Below are 16,256 nucleotides of genomic sequence, written 5' to 3'. Positions count from 1 at the left end.
TACAAGAATATGGACTACAAAAAATTGTATGAAGAATGGCTGGATAATCCGTATTTCGATGATAAAACGAAAGCAGAATTGAAAGCAATTGCTGAAGATGAAAATGAAATTAAAGAACGTTTTTATATGGATCTGGAGTTCGGTACCGCAGGGCTTCGCGGGGTAATTGGTGCTGGTACAAACCGCATGAATATCTATGTGGTGAGGAAGACCACACAGGGGCTGGCAAACTATATAGAATCTGTGGGGGCGAAAGGAAAAGGCGTAGCGATTGCTCATGATTCCCGCCGCATGTCCCCGGAGTTTGCAAAAGAAGCTGCCCTTTGCCTTGCTGCCAATGGAATTAAGGCTTATATTTTTGAATCCCTGCGGCCGACTCCGGAGCTTTCTTATGCAGTGCGCAAACTGGGGTGTGTAGCCGGTATCAATATTACAGCCAGCCATAACCCTCCGGAATATAACGGGTACAAAGTATACTGGGAGGACGGCGCGCAGATTACGCCTCCCCATGACGCCGGAATTATGGGCGAAGTGAAAAAAGTTACGGATTACAATAATGTAAAGACCATGGATGAAAAGGATGCCATAGAAGCAGGTGTTTATGAGGTGATCGGCAAAGAGATAGACGATGCCTACATGGAGGAGCTTAAGAGCCAGGTACTGCATATGGATGCCATTTCACAGATGGCCGGGGAACTTAAGATAGTGTACAGCCCTCTGCACGGAACCGGAAACATTCCTGTCAGACGGGTGTTAAAGGAACTGGGCTTTGACAATGTATATGTGGTAAAAGAGCAGGAACTCCCGGACGGAGAATTCCCAACGGTGAGCTATCCCAATCCGGAGGCTGAGGAAGCTTTTGAACTGGGGTTAAAGCTGGCAAAGGAAGTGGATGCCGATATTGTTCTGGCCACTGACCCTGATGCAGACCGCCTGGGCGTGCGGGTAAAGGACAGCAGGACCGGAGAATATCACACACTTACAGGAAACATGTCCGGCTGCCTGTTGGCGGAATATGAGATTAGCCAAAAGAAGGAGCTCCAGGGCCTGCCTGAGGACGGTGCACTGATAAAGACAATAGTTACCACTAATATGGCCAATGCAATTGCCAGACACTATGATATCCGTTTAATTGAGGTTCTGACCGGATTCAAATATATCGGCCAGCAGATTCTGGGCTTTGAGAAAAATAAAAGAGGAACGTATCTGTTCGGTTTTGAGGAGAGCTACGGCTGCCTTATCGGTACCTATGCCAGAGATAAGGATGCAATTGTGGCTTCCATGGCTCTTTGTGAGGCTGCGGCTTACTATAAGACACAGGGCAAAACCCTCTGGGATGCCATGATAGATATGTATGAGAAATATGGATATTACAAGGATGACATCCAGTCTGTCACTTTAAAGGGAATTGAAGGACTGGCTAAGATCCAGTCCATTCTGGATACGCTGAGGAAGGAGCCGCCTACAGAGATCGGAGGATATCAGGTTGTATCAGCAAGAGATTACAAGAGAGATACCATCACAGATCTGGAAACAGGGGAAGTTACCCCTACCGGCCTTCCAAGCTCTAATGTTCTCTACTATGACCTCACAGATGATGCATGGGTATGCGTAAGGCCCTCCGGAACTGAGCCAAAGGTTAAGTTCTATTATGGAATCAAGGGAACCTCACTGTCCGATGCGGACGAAAAATCACAGGCTCTTGGAAAAGCCGTACTGGAAATGGTTGACAAAATGCTGTAGGAGACAAGCCTTTTATGGATAAAAGATATTCATTCACAGAGTTCAGAGAAATCATCCGCAGACTGCGGGCTCCTGACGGCTGTCCCTGGGACAGGGAGCAGACCCATGAGAGTCTGATTCCGTGTATGCTGGAAGAGGCACAGGAGGCAGTGGACGGGATTCGTCTGCTGGAGGAGACAAAGGATGCGGACAACCTCTGCGAAGAACTTGGGGATGTGCTGCTGCAGGTGATGATGCACAGCCAGATCGCGGAGGAGGAGGGACTGTTTACCATTGATGACGTAATACAGGGAATCAGTGAGAAGATGATCCGCCGCCACCCTCATGTCTTTGGCCGGGGCACAGCCAATTCCTCTGCCGAGGTGCTTCAGACCTGGGAAGAGATAAAAAAGAGAGAGAAAGAGGAAAAAGCCCGGAAAAACGCGGAAAAAAAGCTGTGAAAGAGCCGCTAAAATGCCTAAAAAACTTGACAAACACAGGGAAAGAGGTTATAACTATCAATAGAGTTATTAGAACTTCACGCTTGTTTTTGGGGCGTAGCCACTGATGCAGAGTAAGCATTGGGATATGGCATCGAAATTTATTGTAGACAAATCAATAGGAGGAAATACTCATGAACAAAACTGAATTGGTAGCGGCTATCGCTGAAAAAACTGAATTATCCAAGAAAGACGCAGAGGCGGCATTAAAAGCGTTCGTAGATGTTGTTTCTGATGAATTAAAAAAAGGTGAAAAGGTTCAATTAGTAGGTTTTGGTACTTTTGAAGTATCAGAGAGAGCTGCCAGGGAAGGAAGAAATCCTCAGACAGGAAAAACCATGAAGATCGAAGCTTCCAAATCTCCTAAGTTCAAAGCAGGAAAAGCATTAAAAGACTTAGTTAATGAAAAATAAGTATTGAGTGAATAAGGGGACTGATTCGTCAGTCCCTTTTTATATACCCCGGGGCAGGTGGGAACAGGCCCGAACACGGAAAAGAAAGGAAGAGCAGACATGAGATTGGATAAATTTTTAAAAGTTTCCCGGTTAATTAAAAGGCGTACCGTTGCCAACGAAGCATGCGATGCCGGACGCGTCCTGGTAAACGGCAAACCCGCCAAGGCATCCACAAAGGTTAAGCCTGGAGATATTCTGGAGATCCAGTTTGGCAGCAATGTTGTAAAAGCGGAGATTCTGGAGGTAAAAGAGACCGTTAAAAAGGAAGATGCGGATAAAATGTTCCGCTATCTCTAGAGATATACAGTACTAATACAGCCCATTCCCCCATATAATGATGGAAGAAAGTATAGATGGAGGAAGCTGTATTGTGGATGAGAAGCAACCGACGATGCTCCATGGTTTCATACTAAAAAACCGCCAGACAGGCAATGTTACAGGCGTCAGGGATGTAGTATCCTTCGATATGAATGAGATTTTATTAGATACACAGCAGGGAATGCTGACGATCAAGGGGAAGGACCTCCATGTCACAAGACTGAATCTGGAAAAGCAGGAGGTAGACCTGGAGGGGACCATAGACAGTCTGACCTATACTGAGGGAGGAATCCACGGCCAGAAAGCAGGGGAGAATCTGCTGAAACGGCTGTTCAAATAAGCGCCTATGAGCGAGTATATGAATCAGGAGCTTATTCTATTTGCCAGCTCTGTCTGGGCAGGAGTGCTGATGGTGGCAGCTTATGATGTGCTGCGGATTTTTCGAAGAGTCTGCGCTCATCCTGCCCTGTGGATCAGCATAGAAGACATTCTGTTCTGGACAGCCGGCGGTGTTTTTTTGTTTTCCAGAATGTATGAGGAAAATGACGGTGTCATACGCCTGTACGCCCTTGCAGGCATTCTTCTGGGAGTTATTTTATATCATTACAGTGTCAGCGAATTATTAGTAAAATACATATCATTTTTTTTAAATAAAATAAAAGGTTTCCTTAAAATACCTCTGAAATTGACAGCACGATGGATAAAAAGGTTGAAATTTCCACTGTCACGAGGTAAAATTTTAGTATTGAACTATTTGTCAGCAAGGAAAGTCAGGAAGAAAAATGATGAGAGAACGGACAAAAAAAAGAATGCAGTCAAAAAAGAAAAAAAGAAGAGGCGTTCGAAACCGGATCGCCATGATTAGTATAACCTTTGTCGTGTGTGTTCTTCTTGGAGCACTCCTCTACGAAGGCGCGGCTCTGAAAAAGAAGGTTGCCGGCAACGAGGCGAGAAAGGTGGCGATTTCTGAAGAAATAAAGAAGGAAGAAGAGCGTACAAAAGAGATAGAAGAGACAAAAGAATACATGCAGTCAGATGAATACGCGGAAAAAGTCGCGAGAGATAAACTGGGATTGGTTAAGAACAATGAGATTGTATTCAAAGAGGAGAAGTAGCCGGCTCAGTAAATACCATATTTTGTCTAAAAGTTTTTAAGCACAGAGTAGTGTTTTTGACAAAGATTAAAGGAAAAAACATCTATAATACACCTTTGATAGCGAATGCTAATTCAGGGGAGGTAATCATAGATGCAGGAATGGATTATTGCCATGCTCGTAATCAGCGCGCTACTGATTATCCGGGACATGGCAAAAACTATTTTTTCAGGAATGAAAAAAAGTGCGGCAACCATTGTATATGACCAGCATCCACAGAAAGAGAAAATGGAACGATATGCAACCTCTTTTCAGCGTTTAGCTAATAGTTTTTACGGTATGCCTTACCGGAAAGATTATCTGAGCAATGGAGAAATAGAAGAACTGATTGGAGAAGTGGAACAGAATTTCTGCCAGAAATGTCATCTGCACCATGTGTGCTGGCAAAAGCAGTATCTGCAGACCCAGCAGAGAATATACAATCTTCTGAGAATCATGGAAGAGGGAGATGAGGAAAAAATCAGACGGGGGAAGGTAGAGCTCATGGGCATCTGTGTGAATCAGGGAAAGCTTGGGGACGAGCTGTACCGGATGATATCCAGGGAGCGGCAGAACCTGGTCTGGAGCAACAAACTAATCGAAAACCGCTTGGCGGTGGCGGAACAGCTCAGTGAGATGGCGCGGATCATGCAGATTATGTCCAGAGATATGTTTGAGGTGACCGATGTACTGCCGGAATTCAAGGATGATCTGGAGCGTAGGCTGAAGAAAAAAAATATTGTGCTGAAAAGTATCTGGATGCTGGAGCTTCCGGATGGAAAACAGCAGTATTTTATGCGGCTTCGAAGCAGGGGAGGCCAGTGCATCCCGGTGAATGAGGCAGCGGCACAGCTCTCAAAGGAATGCGGATGTTCTATGGTAGCGCGCAAGGACAGCCGATCGCTGATCAACGGGGAATTTACTACATACAGTTTTGTGGAGGACGTTAATTTCAAGGTGCTGTATGGTGCGGCCAAGATAACCAAGGATAAAGAGAGCGTATCCGGAGACAATTATATGTGTACCATGGAGGACACCGGCCAGTTTTTTATGTGCCTTTCGGATGGCATGGGTTCCGGTCTGGAGGCCTGCCAGGAGAGTGAGATGGTAGTGGACCTTCTGGAGGAGTTTGTAGATGCGGGATTCACAGGAGAGACGGCTGCAAAAATGGTAAACTCAGCCCTGGTTCTTCAGGGAAAAAATGGACATTTCTCTACGGTTGACATCTGTGTGATGGATTTGTATTCTGGTATGGGGCACTTCCTCAAAGCTGGAGCGGCAACAACATTTATCAAACGGAACAACTGGGTAGAGGCAATCTCATCCACCAGCCTGGGACTGGGTCTGGTGCAGCAGATTGACTTTGAAACTACCACAAAGAAGTTATACGACGGGGATTTTTTGATTATGGTGACCGATGGGGTGCTGGACGCGCTGCCCCTGGACCGCCAGGAAGAAGTAATGAAAGAAATTATACTGCAGACCCGGGGAAATGCCCCCAAAGAATTGGGGCGGGGGATTCTCGAACGGGTGCTGGGATATAGTGAATACCGGGCAGTGGACGATATGACCGTATTGGTGGCCGGTATCTGGAAAAAGTAGGAGACAAAGGATGGAAAATAAGGTATTTGCTTATATAAGGCAATATCATATGATAGAGGATGGAGACCGCATTGTGGCAGGGGTCTCCGGCGGGGCAGATTCGGTATGCCTTCTTGCGCTTTTAAAAGAATATCAGAAACAGACAGACTTCGCGCTTGGCGTGGTCCATGTGAATCACCAGATTCGCGGAGAAGAGGCAAGAAGAGATGCGGATTATGTAGACAGGCTCTGCAGGCAGTGGAAGATTCCCTGCAGAGAGTACTCTTATCCGGTGGAGCAAATGGCAAAGGAAGGGCATATGACCCTGGAGGAAGCAGGGAGAAAGGCCCGCTATGATGCGTTTCAGAGATTTATGGAGGAGTGGAATGGAGATAAGGTGGCTTTGGCACATCATCAGAACGATGTGGCTGAGACCTTTCTTTATCATTTGGCCAGAGGCAGTGGGATTCGGGGCCTGTGCGGGATACGACCTGTGCGGGAGCGGATTATCCGGCCTCTTCTTGGCGTGGAGAGAAAAGAAATTGAGAATTATCTGGAGCAGAAAGGCATAAAGTATCTTACAGACAGTACCAATCTGTGTGTGGATTATACAAGAAACAAGATACGGCATCAGGTTTTGCCGGTACTGGTTCATGATATTAACGAGCAGACAATTTCACATATTGCCCGGACAGCCGGAATGCTTTTGGAAGCAGATAACTTTCTGGATGAGCTGGCAGGGAAACTGAAAGAGGAATATGTAAGGGAAGAAAAGGGAAGAATTAGAGTCAGCAAAGAACTTTTTCAGGAAAAAGAGATCCTTCAGCAATATGTGCTTCGAAGAACACTGGGAGAGCTGGCGGGGGGATTAAAGGACATAGGTGCAGATCATATCAGGAGCCTCATGGACCTTGCAAAAGGCAGTTCGGGAAAACTGGTTTCTCTCCCCGGAAGAATCCAGGGAGAAATGGAATACCAGGCGCTTTGGCTGGCAAAGAGGAAAAAGGGAGAGGCAGAGCTGCCGGAGACGCCCCGGCCGGCCTGGAGCTGGAGAAGGTTTTCCTACGAAAATCAGCCAATTCCGGAAAAAAAGTATACGAAATGGTTTGATTATGATAAAATAGAAGATAGTCTAAACGTACGGACGCGCAGACCAGGGGATTATCTCGTGATCAATGCCTCCGGCGGAAGGAAAAAAATAAAGGATTACCTGATTGACTGCAAGGTGCCCCGCAGAGAAAGAGAGGAGCTTCTTCTGCTTGCGGACGGCTCACATATTCTGTGGGTTGTGGGTTACCGGATCAGTGAATACTATAAAGTTACCCAAGAGACAAAAACGGTTTTAGAAGTACGGGTAGAAGGAGGAAATCAACATGAGTGAAAAGGTTCATGTGCTGCTCAGCGAGGAGGAAGTAGAGAAAAGGATACGGGAGATCGGGGAGCAGATCAGCAGGGACTATGAGGGCAGAAGCGTGCATTTAATCTGCGTGCTGAAAGGCGGCGTATTTTTCACCTGTGAACTGGCAAAGAGGCTCAAAATACCGGTCAGCCTGGACTTTATGTCTGTGTCCAGCTACGGTGACGACACGAAATCCAGCGGGGTTGTGAGAATTGTAAAAGATCTCGATGAGCCGCTGGAGGGCAAGGATGTATTAATTGTGGAGGACATTATTGACTCCGGAAGAACGCTGAGCTATCTGATGGAGGTTCTGCGCCAGAGAGGACCAAAAAGCCTGAAGCTCTGTACACTCCTGGATAAGCCGGAGCGCAGAGTGCGGGACGTGCAGGTGGATTATGTGTGTTTCAATATCCCGGACGAGTTCGTTGTTGGATACGGCCTGGATTATGCACAAAAATACAGAAATCTTCCATATATAGGTGTGGTAGAACTTTAGGGAAAAGGAGAGCAGGAAGTGAATAAGCAAACAAGAGGGTTAGGATTCTATCTGGTCCTTGGAGTTCTGATTATCGGGGCCTGGTGGTTCATTACCAATCAGGTGACAACAAATAATTCATATACGTATCAGGATTTTGTGAAAGATGTAGACAGCCAAAATGTAACAAAAGTAGCCATTCATCCCAACAATGCAGTGCCCACAGGACAGGTAGTGCTGGAATTAAAGGGAGGAGAACAGAGACAATTTTATGTAAGCGACGTGGTAAAGGTAGAGGAATATCTGGAAGGGTCCTATATTGTGCCGACCCTGTACGATGTTCCGGGAGATAATGTGTTCATGTCATCTATTCTGCCCCTGCTGCTGACCGGAGGTCTGGTAATCTTTATGATTATGATGATGAACCGACAGATGTCAGGGGGCGGCAGCAACGCCAAAATGATGAACTTTGGTAAAAGCCGTGCCAAGATGTCCGTGGATGCAGAGAAAAGAGTTACCTTTGCCAACGTGGCAGGACTTCAGGAAGAAAAAGAGGACTTAGTCGAGATCGTAGATTTCCTTAAGAATCCACAGAAGTATACTAAAGTAGGTGCAAGGATTCCAAAAGGGGTTCTTCTGGTTGGACCTCCGGGTACAGGCAAGACACTCCTTGCAAAGGCAGTAGCGGGAGAGGCGGGAGTTCCGTTTTTCAGTATCTCGGGATCTGACTTTGTAGAGATGTTTGTGGGTGTGGGCGCTTCCCGTGTGAGAGATTTATTCGAGGAAGGAAAGAAGAATGCCCCATGTATTATTTTTATAGATGAGATTGATGCAGTGGCCAGACGCAGGGGAACAGGAATGGGCGGCGGCCATGACGAGAGAGAACAGACGCTCAATCAGCTGCTTGTGGAAATGGACGGCTTTGGGGTGAATGAGGGAATTATTGTAATGTCAGCCACAAACCGTGTGGATATTCTGGATCCCGCCATCTTGAGGCCGGGACGATTTGACCGGAAGGTTGGAGTGGGAAAACCGGATATAAAAGGCAGAGAAGAGATTCTTCATGTCCACGCCAAAGGAAAGCCTCTGGGAGACGATGTAAATCTGAAAGAGATTGCACAGACCACGGCAGGGTTTACCGGAGCAGATCTGGAAAACCTGATAAATGAAGCGGCTATTTTGGCGGCAAAAAAGGAACGTGCCTACATTGTGCAGGCGGATCTGAAAGAATCTTTTGTAAAGGTAGGAATCGGATCTGAAAAGAAGAGCCGGATTATTTCTGAAAAAGAGAAGCGGATTACAGCATACCACGAGGCTGGGCATGCTATATTGTTCCACCTTCTGCCTGATGTGGGGCCTGTCCATACCATCTCAATCATTCCCACAGGAATGGGGGCGGCAGGATATACGATGCCTCTTCCGGAAAAGGATGAGATGTTTAACACCAAGAATCAGATGCTGCAGCATATTGTTGTAGATCTGGGAGGACGTGTGGCAGAGGAGCTGGTATTTAAGGATGTGACTACAGGGGCTTCCCAGGATATTAAACAGGCAACAAAACTGGCGCGGGCTATGGTAACCAAGTACGGTATGTCCGAAAAAGTGGGACTTATCAATTATGGGGAAGACGATGAAGAAGTCTTTATCGGCAGAGATCTGGCCCATACCAGAGGCTACGGAGAAAATGTAGCTACTACTATTGATAGCGAAGTGAAGCGTATTATTGATGAAGCTTACGAGAAAGCAAAAACATTAATTCAGAGTCATGAGGATGTTCTTCATAAATGCGTGGATTTATTATTGGAAAAAGAAAAAATCGGAAGAGAAGAGTTTGAAGCGCTGTTTGAAGAGAAGGCTATGGCTTAGAAGGTTTTTTACCGATAGAAAAGGGTTTTTGTATAATTTTTTGGCAGGAGGCGGAAGAGGGAAATGGGGCTGCAGAAAAAACGCCCAAAAATGAACTGAAATATCAGTGAAGATTGTGCACACTTTTCCCTTGCCACTTGCTATAATAATAACTGTAAAAACCCCCCAATACATTATATAGTTTTTGCTACACCCCATAAGAAGAAATACCTTCTCCAAAAAAGACAGCGTTCGGTAGCTGTCTTTTTTACGTTTAAAAATAGTTGTATTGGAGGATGTCAGCGTATAAAATAAAAAGAGGCATTTCCATCATTGAATAAAGGGGACGGAATATGATGCAACATGGAAATTATCAGGAAGTTCGTAAGATTCAGCAGTATGTATCAAATATGCGGCCGATGTTTAACAAGGCTGCTTTATATAGCGACAGAACACAGAACTACAGAGAACCCTATGAGCCGGATCCGGGGGATACGGTAACGATCCGCTTCAGAACCCTGGAGAATAATGTGGATGGAGTCTACATTGTCCGGGGGGAAGAGAAAACACTTATGGACTATGCGTATACAGAGTGCGGGTTTGATTTTTATGAGACAAAGATACAGGTAGAGGAAGATCCGGTCTACTATTATTTTGAAATAACCTCAGGCAGGATCCGCTGCTATTTCGGAGAGCAGGGATTGGCAAAGGAACAGCCCATTTACACCCAGTTTTCCATTGTCCCGGGTTTTCATACTCCACAGTGGGCAAAAGGGGCGGTGATGTATCAAATCTATGTGGATCGCTTCTGCAACGGGGATCCTTCCAATGATGTGGAGACGGGAGAGTACTTCTACATCGGTGCCAAAAGCCAGAAGGTACTGGACTGGTACGAAACGCCACAGCCCATGGACATTCACAGGTTTTACGGCGGGGACATTCAGGGTATTTGGGATAAACTGGATTACCTCCAGGAACTGGGGGTGGATGTCCTGTATCTGAATCCCATATTTGTCTCCCCGTCTAATCATAAGTACGATTGTCAGGACTATGACTATATCGATCCGCACTATGGAAAAATTGTGGAAGACGGAGGCGAACTGCTGGCAGACTGGGATCGGGCTAATGCCCATGCTGGCAAATATATCAAAAGGGTCACAGACAAAAAAAACCTGGAGGCCAGCAACCAGTTTTTTGCGGAGTTTGTGGAGGAAGTGCACCGGAGAGGAATGCGCATTATCTTGGACGGGGTCTTCAATCACTGCGGATCCTTCAATAAATGGCTGGACAGAGAACGGATCTACGAGTACGCGGAAGGCTATGAAAAGGGGGCCTATGTGGATGCATTCAGCCCATACAGAAGCTTTTTCCATTTTTACAATGAAAATGCATGGCCTTACAATGACTCTTATGACGGCTGGTGGGGGCACGATACCCTCCCGAAACTGAATTATGAGCAATCGGGTAAGCTTTATGAATACATTATGGAGGTTGCCAGGAAATGGGTATCCCCTCCTTATAATGTGGACGGCTGGCGGCTGGATGTTGCAGCGGATCTGGGACACAGCAACGAATACAACCACAGATTCTGGAAGGACTTCCGAAAAAATGTGAAGGAAGCCAATCCCGACGCTATTATTCTGGCGGAGCATTACGGGGAGGCAAGAGAGTGGCTTCGAGGAGATGAGTGGGATACCATCATGAATTATGACGCCTTCATGGAACCCATTACCTGGTTTTTGACAGGGATGGAGAAGCACAGCGATGAGTATAACGGAGGCCTTTATGGTAACAGCGACGCGTTTAAGAATGCCATGACATACCATTTATCCAGAATGACAGAGCCCACCCTGGAGGTGGCAATGAATGAATTATCCAATCATGATCACTCCAGGTTTCTTACCCGGACCAACAAAAAAGTGGGAAGAGTTGCGCAGCTGGGTCCCCGGGCAGCGGAGGAGGGGGTAAGCAAGGCTGTATTCAGAGAGGCGATTGTCATGCAGATGACCTGGCCAGGGGCGCCCACGATCTACTACGGTGATGAGGTGGGACTCTGTGGATTTACAGATCCGGACAACAGAAGAACGTACCCCTGGGGACGAGAAGATATGGAGCTGCTGGAATTCTATAAAGGTATGATTCAGATACACAAAGGCAGTGAGTCTCTGCTGCACGGCTCCTTAAAATATCTTCATAACGATTATCAGAGACTTACCTACGGAAGATTTACCAGGCATTACAAGATGGTAATCAGTGTCAATAACAGGCAGGAATCAGCCTTCCTCACCATTCCCGTATGGCAGCTGGGGGCTGACAGATCCGGTGTGGATATCTACGAGCGGATGGCTCTTACCACCTCAGAGGGGTATACCTTTGACAAAACTGTGTACCAGAGCAAGAACGGTTTGCTTGAGATAGAACTGCCTCCGGTATCCGCGGTTGTACTCCGGAAAATACCGTCAAATAAAAGCTGAATTCCTCGGGAAAACAGAGGAAAAGTACTTGCATTCTCAAATGGATTGTGGTAAAATCGGATCTTGTCAGAAGCAATAACCATTGGTTTTCTTTGGAAAACCAATGTATGGATGGATTCCCGAGTGGCCAAAGGGGGCAGACTGTAAATCTGTTGGCAACGCCTTCGAAGGTTCGAATCCTTCTCCATCCACTGGATTGTTTATCCACTGCCGCAGTGGCGGAACTGGCAGACGCACAGGACTTAAAATCCAATAGGTCAGTTCCACATTTCAGGCGTAGAAACGCATAAAATTAAAGATTTTATAATTTCATATGGGGCAGATATGTTTACATCCCTCCAAAACATCCTTCCAAATTCCAGGGTGTTTCCAGGGTGTTTCATATATGCCGGTGTGGCGGAATAGGCAGACGCAAAGGACTTAAAATCCTTCGGGAGCAATCCCGTACCGGTTCAAGTCCGGTCACCGGCAGTATATATAAAGGCTTAAACATTTAGTTTATGCCTTTTTTGGGAAATAGGGCTCTATATGTTTGACTACGTTGTGCGAGATCCAATCAGACTGTACGGAATGGTCTAAGGAGGACTGATATTTGCTATAATAATTAGCCAAGTACTGGATAGAAGAAAGCAAAGGGGCTTGAGGATGATTCCTTGAGTCTCTTTTTTTGTAGAATGAATTGTGTTAGTTCTTATCGGGAAGTCTGGAAAAAAAGGGAAACAGTGGTTCCGCAATTTAACTTTGATTCAATGGAAACTGAGCCGCCATGCCGTTCCATAATACGCTTTACGATCACCAGCCCCACACCGCTTCCCTCAAATTCTTCCGCCCTATGAAGACGCTCAAAAATATGAAACAGCTTACCGGAGGCTGCCATATCAAAGCCTGCGCCATTATCGTGTATTTTTATAAGCAGCACATCAGCCTGACAGGAGGCAGTGACACAAATCCGCGCGTCATCCCGGGTGCGGGTGAACTTGATGGCATTCCCCAGGATGTTTTGAAATAACAAGGTAAAAAGCGTGGGGTCGCCGGACAGCTGCGGTAAGGGCTGTGTGCCCAGCTCCAGCGTGATGTGGCGGTCCGGTTCCAGAGCGGTAAGTTCAGCAAAGATATTTTGAATGAGAGCCGCTGTATCAATGGGTTCCGGGCAGCAGGGGAGTGTGACCATTTCGGAAAATTCCAGCAGGCGGCTGATCATGGCCTCTGTTGTCTCGCACTTGTGTTCCAGTCTCTTTAAAATTATCTGTGTGTCTTCTGTGGAGGGGGCCCCTGCAGGTATTAACTCTTCCTGGAGGAGCTGAGTGAGCTGTCTCATGACCTGAAGCGGAGATTTTAAGTCGTGGGATACGGTGTGGCAGAACTGGTCCAGCTCTCTATAAGCAGATTTTAATTCTTTGGATTGTGTGACAATGCGAACATGGGCGCCCACGCGGGCTAACAGCTCAGATTTGTGGCAGGGTTTTATGATATAGTCCTGGGCGCCCAGGGCGAATCCTCTTTCCAGGCTTTTCCGGTCCTGGGAAATGGTCATGAAGATTACCGCAGTATCCTGAAAGCAGGGATTGGAGCGAATTTTTTGGCAGAGGGAGAACCCGTCTATATCGTTCATATGGATGTCCAGGAGGATAAGATCCGGCAGTTCCCGCTCCAATAAGGAGAGGGCAGCTTTCCCGCTGGAAGCGACCAGCACCTCATAGCCGTGCTCTGCCAAAATGGAGCCGGTTATGTGGATCTGTTCCGGGGAATCATCGACAATCAGTATGACAGCGGGCTGTTTCATGTAAAAGACCTCCTTTGGATGCTGGGAATAAAAAACGGTTGTATTTGGGCTTTATTTTACTACACGATAATTCATTATTCAAGAAAAAGGGTGGATGGAAAATGAAGGCGTACAAGATAAGCCAGAAAAAACTGAATTGTATATGGGTGCCGCTGATGGTTTTCATGGCCTTTTTCATGGCCGTAGGGACCTGGAATCTGAAGAAGGCGGCATCCGTACAGCAGGATATCCAGGAGCGGCGCCTTTTGTGCGGGGAGCTGTGCGATGATCTGGAAGCGGCTGCTGATTATTTGTCTGAGCAGGCGAGAAATTACGTAATTACCGGGAATCCGGATTGTCTTAAGGGGTATTGGGAGGAGGTCCATACCGGGAAGCGCAGGGAAGAAGCTTTTGTGAAGCTGGAAAGGGTGGGGATATCAGAAGAGCGAGTCCGGCTATTGAGATCTGCAAAAAATTATTCAGACTTGCTGATTTATTTAGAAACCCGTGCGATGTGCCTTGCGTCAGATGCCTCTGCCTTAACAGAGACCGCACTGTCTCCGGAGGTGGAAGGATACATACTGAATACCGTTGAAAAATCTATGAGTCCTGAGGAGAGACATATGGCTGCAGTAGAGCTTTTGTTCGGGAAAGAATATCTATCTGAGAAGGAAGTGATCGGACAGTACACCAGACAATTTCTGGGACAGGCGGAAGAGGAATTGGATGGGGATTTGGAGCGGGCAGATAAAGGTGTTTCCCGGGCATTAACACTGCAATGGTCTCTACAAGCCGCAGCTGTTGTGGTATTCCTGCTCATGATACTGTCCTATTATCGGCTTGTGATCCGTCCGGTCATGCGCTACCATAGCTGCCTGGGCGAAAAAAACAGGGAGCCTCTGGTACCATTCGGGATTCGGGAAATCCACAAACTTGGGGAGTCCGTCAATCAGGCGCTGAAGGCAAAAGATGACTTTCTTGCGTCAGTGAGCCATGAAATCCGGACACCTTTAAACTCCGTGATTGGATACGAAACTCTACTGGAGCAGACCAGGCTTGACCGGGCACAGAAGGAGTATGTGTCCTGTATGAAGTATGCCTCCCGGCATCTTATGGAAATGGTAAGCCATCTTTTGGATTATGCCAGGCTGAAAAATACCGGGCAGAGGCTTATTTGCAAAGAGTGGCCGTCAGAAAGTCTTCTGCTATATCTGGAGCACGGCTTTGGGCATCTGGCAGCAGAGAAGAAACTGGAATTTATGCTCCGGACAGAAGGAAATATCCCGCCTGTCCTCATAGGGGACGAGGGTAAGGTTCGTCAAATTGCCGCCAATCTGGTTTCCAATGCAGTCAAGTTTACAGAGAAAGGCAGTGTCGAAGTCACGCTGTCCTGGAAAAGGAAGCCGGATGATACCAAAGAGGGGAGCCTGTATCTGGTTGTGAAGGACACCGGACCCGGGATCCGATCCAGGGATTTGGAACGGATTTTTGAACCTTTTGAACAGGCAGGTGATGCAGGGACCGGGCAGTATGGGGGAACCGGGCTGGGGCTTCCCATAAGCCGCAGCCTGGCAGGCCTGATGGGCGGCAGGGTCAGAGCGGACAGTACAGGGACGGGCAGTACCTTTACCGCAGAACTGCCCTTACAAGAAGGGACAGGCGGGAGAAAGGGAGCCGTTCCTGTCCCGGCAGGCAGACATGTCCTCCTGGTGGAGGACAATCAGGTGAATCAGACTATGCAGACCCGGCTGCTGTATTCTTTGGGGCTGTCTGTGGTGGCGGCTTCCCATGGAGAAGAAGCAGTAGCGTTATATAAAAAGGGAACCTATGATTTGATCCTTATGGACCTGCGTATGCCTGTTATGGACGGCTATGAGGCGGCAGAAAAGATACGTGCCTGTGAGAAGGGGAAAGGGATTCATACCCACATCATTGCCCTGACCGCAGATGGAGAGGAAATGGTAAGGGAGAAAGTGAAAAAAGCCGGGATGGATGACATACTGGTGAAGCCGATAACCCTTGATGCACTAAAGGAGGCAGCCGGTAAATTTGTGGATTTGGAAAAGACAACAGAGGAAGAGACAGAGAAAGTAAGGCAAGAACTGCTCCACATCTACTGTCTGGAACATGCGGAGGATTTCCATACCCTTGCAGATGATATTGAAGAGGGAAAATCGAAAGAGGCTGCGGAGCTGCTCCATAAGCTGAAAGGAGCATCGGCAGCCGTGGGGGCGGAAGATATCCATGCAGCGTGCTGTACCATGGAAGACCGCCTGAAAAATTCCGGAACACAGGGACTGATAAATATGGCCCGGGAGATGGAGAGAAAATTTGCGGCATGGAAACAGATTGATCAGAAGATGCAGGGAGAGTACGGTACTGTTAAACAAATATATGCAGAAAAAGATACGGCCGAGCAGATAAAAAAATGGAGACAGCTCGCAGCCAGGGGAGAATTTAAAGCCCTGGAACAATGGAAAGAGAACCGTCCTGCTTTTGCCGCTTATCTGGGATGGAGGAAAACCGAAGCAGTGGAGACGGCTCTGAATCGATACGATTATCAGAATGCACTGGAGCTTTTGGATGAGTGAT

The 16,256-nt window shown here is 47.1% G+C and carries 14 protein-coding genes and 2 tRNA genes; 15 read left to right on the top strand and 1 reads right to left on the bottom strand.

All coding sequences use genetic code 11. The features are described 5' to 3' along the window. The first annotated feature begins 9 nt into the window (after positions 1–9). From ACGHCT_RS19360 to ACGHCT_RS19295, 14 genes are all read left to right on the top strand, one after another. On the top strand, positions 10–1,743 hold the full coding sequence (locus tag ACGHCT_RS19360; protein WP_390437263.1) for a phospho-sugar mutase: 1,734 nt from the start codon (positions 10–12) through the stop codon (positions 1,741–1,743). 14 nt (positions 1,744–1,757) lie between these two features. Beyond that, a complete protein-coding gene (locus tag ACGHCT_RS19355) occupies positions 1,758–2,183 on the top strand; it encodes a MazG family protein (protein WP_072851677.1) in 426 nt (141 codons plus the stop codon). Between the two features lie 173 nt (positions 2,184–2,356). Further along, entirely contained in the window at positions 2,357–2,635 is a 279-nt protein-coding gene (locus tag ACGHCT_RS19350; RefSeq protein ID WP_072851679.1) for an HU family DNA-binding protein, read from the top strand. A gap of 99 nt (positions 2,636–2,734) precedes the next feature. Continuing rightward, on the top strand, positions 2,735–2,974 hold the full coding sequence (locus tag ACGHCT_RS19345; protein ID WP_072851681.1) for an RNA-binding S4 domain-containing protein: 240 nt from the start codon (positions 2,735–2,737) through the stop codon (positions 2,972–2,974). 94 nt (positions 2,975–3,068) lie between these two features. Beyond that, positions 3,069–3,335 (top strand): sporulation protein YabP, encoded by a 267-nt coding sequence (yabP, locus tag ACGHCT_RS19340; RefSeq protein WP_072851774.1) that lies wholly within the window; start codon positions 3,069–3,071, stop codon positions 3,333–3,335. Between the two features lie 6 nt (positions 3,336–3,341). Further along, positions 3,342–3,860: a spore cortex biosynthesis protein YabQ gene (gene yabQ / locus ACGHCT_RS19335; RefSeq protein WP_390437262.1), complete on the top strand. Its 519-nt coding sequence runs from the start codon at positions 3,342–3,344 to the stop codon at positions 3,858–3,860. After that, on the top strand, positions 3,781–4,110 hold the full coding sequence (locus ACGHCT_RS19330; protein WP_390437261.1) for a septum formation initiator family protein: 330 nt from the start codon (positions 3,781–3,783) through the stop codon (positions 4,108–4,110). The genes yabQ and ACGHCT_RS19330 overlap by 80 nt, the downstream gene beginning before the upstream one ends. A 132-nt stretch (positions 4,111–4,242) precedes the next feature. Continuing rightward, positions 4,243–5,730, top strand: coding sequence for a SpoIIE family protein phosphatase (locus tag ACGHCT_RS19325; protein WP_072851687.1), 1,488 nt, complete (start codon positions 4,243–4,245; stop codon positions 5,728–5,730). 10 nt (positions 5,731–5,740) lie between these two features. Then, positions 5,741–7,090, top strand: a complete 1,350-nt coding sequence (tilS, locus tag ACGHCT_RS19320; protein WP_390437260.1) for a tRNA lysidine(34) synthetase TilS — start codon at positions 5,741–5,743, stop codon at positions 7,088–7,090. Continuing rightward, positions 7,083–7,604 (top strand): hypoxanthine phosphoribosyltransferase, encoded by a 522-nt coding sequence (hpt, locus tag ACGHCT_RS19315; protein WP_072851691.1) that lies wholly within the window; start codon positions 7,083–7,085, stop codon positions 7,602–7,604. Before tilS ends, hpt begins: the two co-directional genes overlap by 8 nt. An 18-nt stretch (positions 7,605–7,622) precedes the next feature. Continuing rightward, a complete protein-coding gene (gene ftsH, locus ACGHCT_RS19310) occupies positions 7,623–9,449 on the top strand; it encodes an ATP-dependent zinc metalloprotease FtsH (RefSeq protein ID WP_390437259.1) in 1,827 nt (608 codons plus the stop codon). 332 nt (positions 9,450–9,781) lie between these two features. After that, positions 9,782–11,902, top strand: coding sequence for a glycoside hydrolase family 13 protein (locus tag ACGHCT_RS19305; protein ID WP_072851695.1), 2,121 nt, complete (start codon positions 9,782–9,784; stop codon positions 11,900–11,902). Positions 11,903–12,011: 109 nt separating this feature from the next. After that, positions 12,012–12,093 (top strand) — tRNA-Tyr (locus ACGHCT_RS19300). Between the two features lie 196 nt (positions 12,094–12,289). Beyond that, a tRNA-Leu gene (locus tag ACGHCT_RS19295) sits at positions 12,290–12,373 on the top strand. Positions 12,374–12,593: 220 nt separating this feature from the next. Here ACGHCT_RS19295 and ACGHCT_RS19290 read toward each other — a convergent pair. Beyond that, positions 12,594–13,685, bottom strand: a complete 1,092-nt coding sequence (locus tag ACGHCT_RS19290) for a response regulator (protein ID WP_390437258.1) — start codon at positions 13,683–13,685, stop codon at positions 12,594–12,596. Between the two features lie 101 nt (positions 13,686–13,786). Here ACGHCT_RS19290 and ACGHCT_RS19285 point away from each other — a divergent pair, with 101 nt between their 5' ends. After that, on the top strand, positions 13,787–16,255 hold the full coding sequence (locus ACGHCT_RS19285; protein ID WP_390437257.1) for an ATP-binding protein: 2,469 nt from the start codon (positions 13,787–13,789) through the stop codon (positions 16,253–16,255). The last annotated feature ends 1 nt before the right edge of the window (position 16,256 follow it).

Origin of the sequence: Lactonifactor longoviformis (assembly GCF_042848515.1) — a bacterium.
GTDB classification, from domain to species: Bacteria; Bacillota; Clostridia; order Lachnospirales; family Lachnospiraceae; genus Lactonifactor; species Lactonifactor longoviformis.
This window is presented reverse-complemented; position numbering and strand designations above follow the sequence as displayed.

Bases quoted from the DNA above. Each gene is read 5' to 3' on its own strand.
- ACGHCT_RS19355 (WP_072851677.1), top strand. From the start codon at position 1,758: ATGGATAAAAGATATTCATTCACAGAGTTCAGAGAAATCATCCGCAGA.
- tilS (WP_390437260.1), top strand. From the start codon at position 5,741: ATGGAAAATAAGGTATTTGCTTATATAAGGCAATATCATATGATAGAG.
- ACGHCT_RS19285 (WP_390437257.1), top strand. From the start codon at position 13,787: ATGAAGGCGTACAAGATAAGCCAGAAAAAACTGAATTGTATATGGGTG.
- ACGHCT_RS19305 (WP_072851695.1), top strand. From the start codon at position 9,782: ATGATGCAACATGGAAATTATCAGGAAGTTCGTAAGATTCAGCAGTAT.
- ACGHCT_RS19330 (WP_390437261.1), top strand. From the start codon at position 3,781: ATGAGAGAACGGACAAAAAAAAGAATGCAGTCAAAAAAGAAAAAAAGA.
- ACGHCT_RS19360 (WP_390437263.1), top strand. From the start codon at position 10: ATGGACTACAAAAAATTGTATGAAGAATGGCTGGATAATCCGTATTTC.
- ACGHCT_RS19345 (WP_072851681.1), top strand. From the start codon at position 2,735: ATGAGATTGGATAAATTTTTAAAAGTTTCCCGGTTAATTAAAAGGCGT.
- yabP (WP_072851774.1), top strand. From the start codon at position 3,069: ATGCTCCATGGTTTCATACTAAAAAACCGCCAGACAGGCAATGTTACA.
- ACGHCT_RS19290 (WP_390437258.1), bottom strand. From the start codon at position 13,685: ATGAAACAGCCCGCTGTCATACTGATTGTCGATGATTCCCCGGAACAG.
- yabQ (WP_390437262.1), top strand. From the start codon at position 3,342: ATGAGCGAGTATATGAATCAGGAGCTTATTCTATTTGCCAGCTCTGTC.
- hpt (WP_072851691.1), top strand. From the start codon at position 7,083: ATGAGTGAAAAGGTTCATGTGCTGCTCAGCGAGGAGGAAGTAGAGAAA.
- ACGHCT_RS19325 (WP_072851687.1), top strand. From the start codon at position 4,243: ATGCAGGAATGGATTATTGCCATGCTCGTAATCAGCGCGCTACTGATT.
- ACGHCT_RS19350 (WP_072851679.1), top strand. From the start codon at position 2,357: ATGAACAAAACTGAATTGGTAGCGGCTATCGCTGAAAAAACTGAATTA.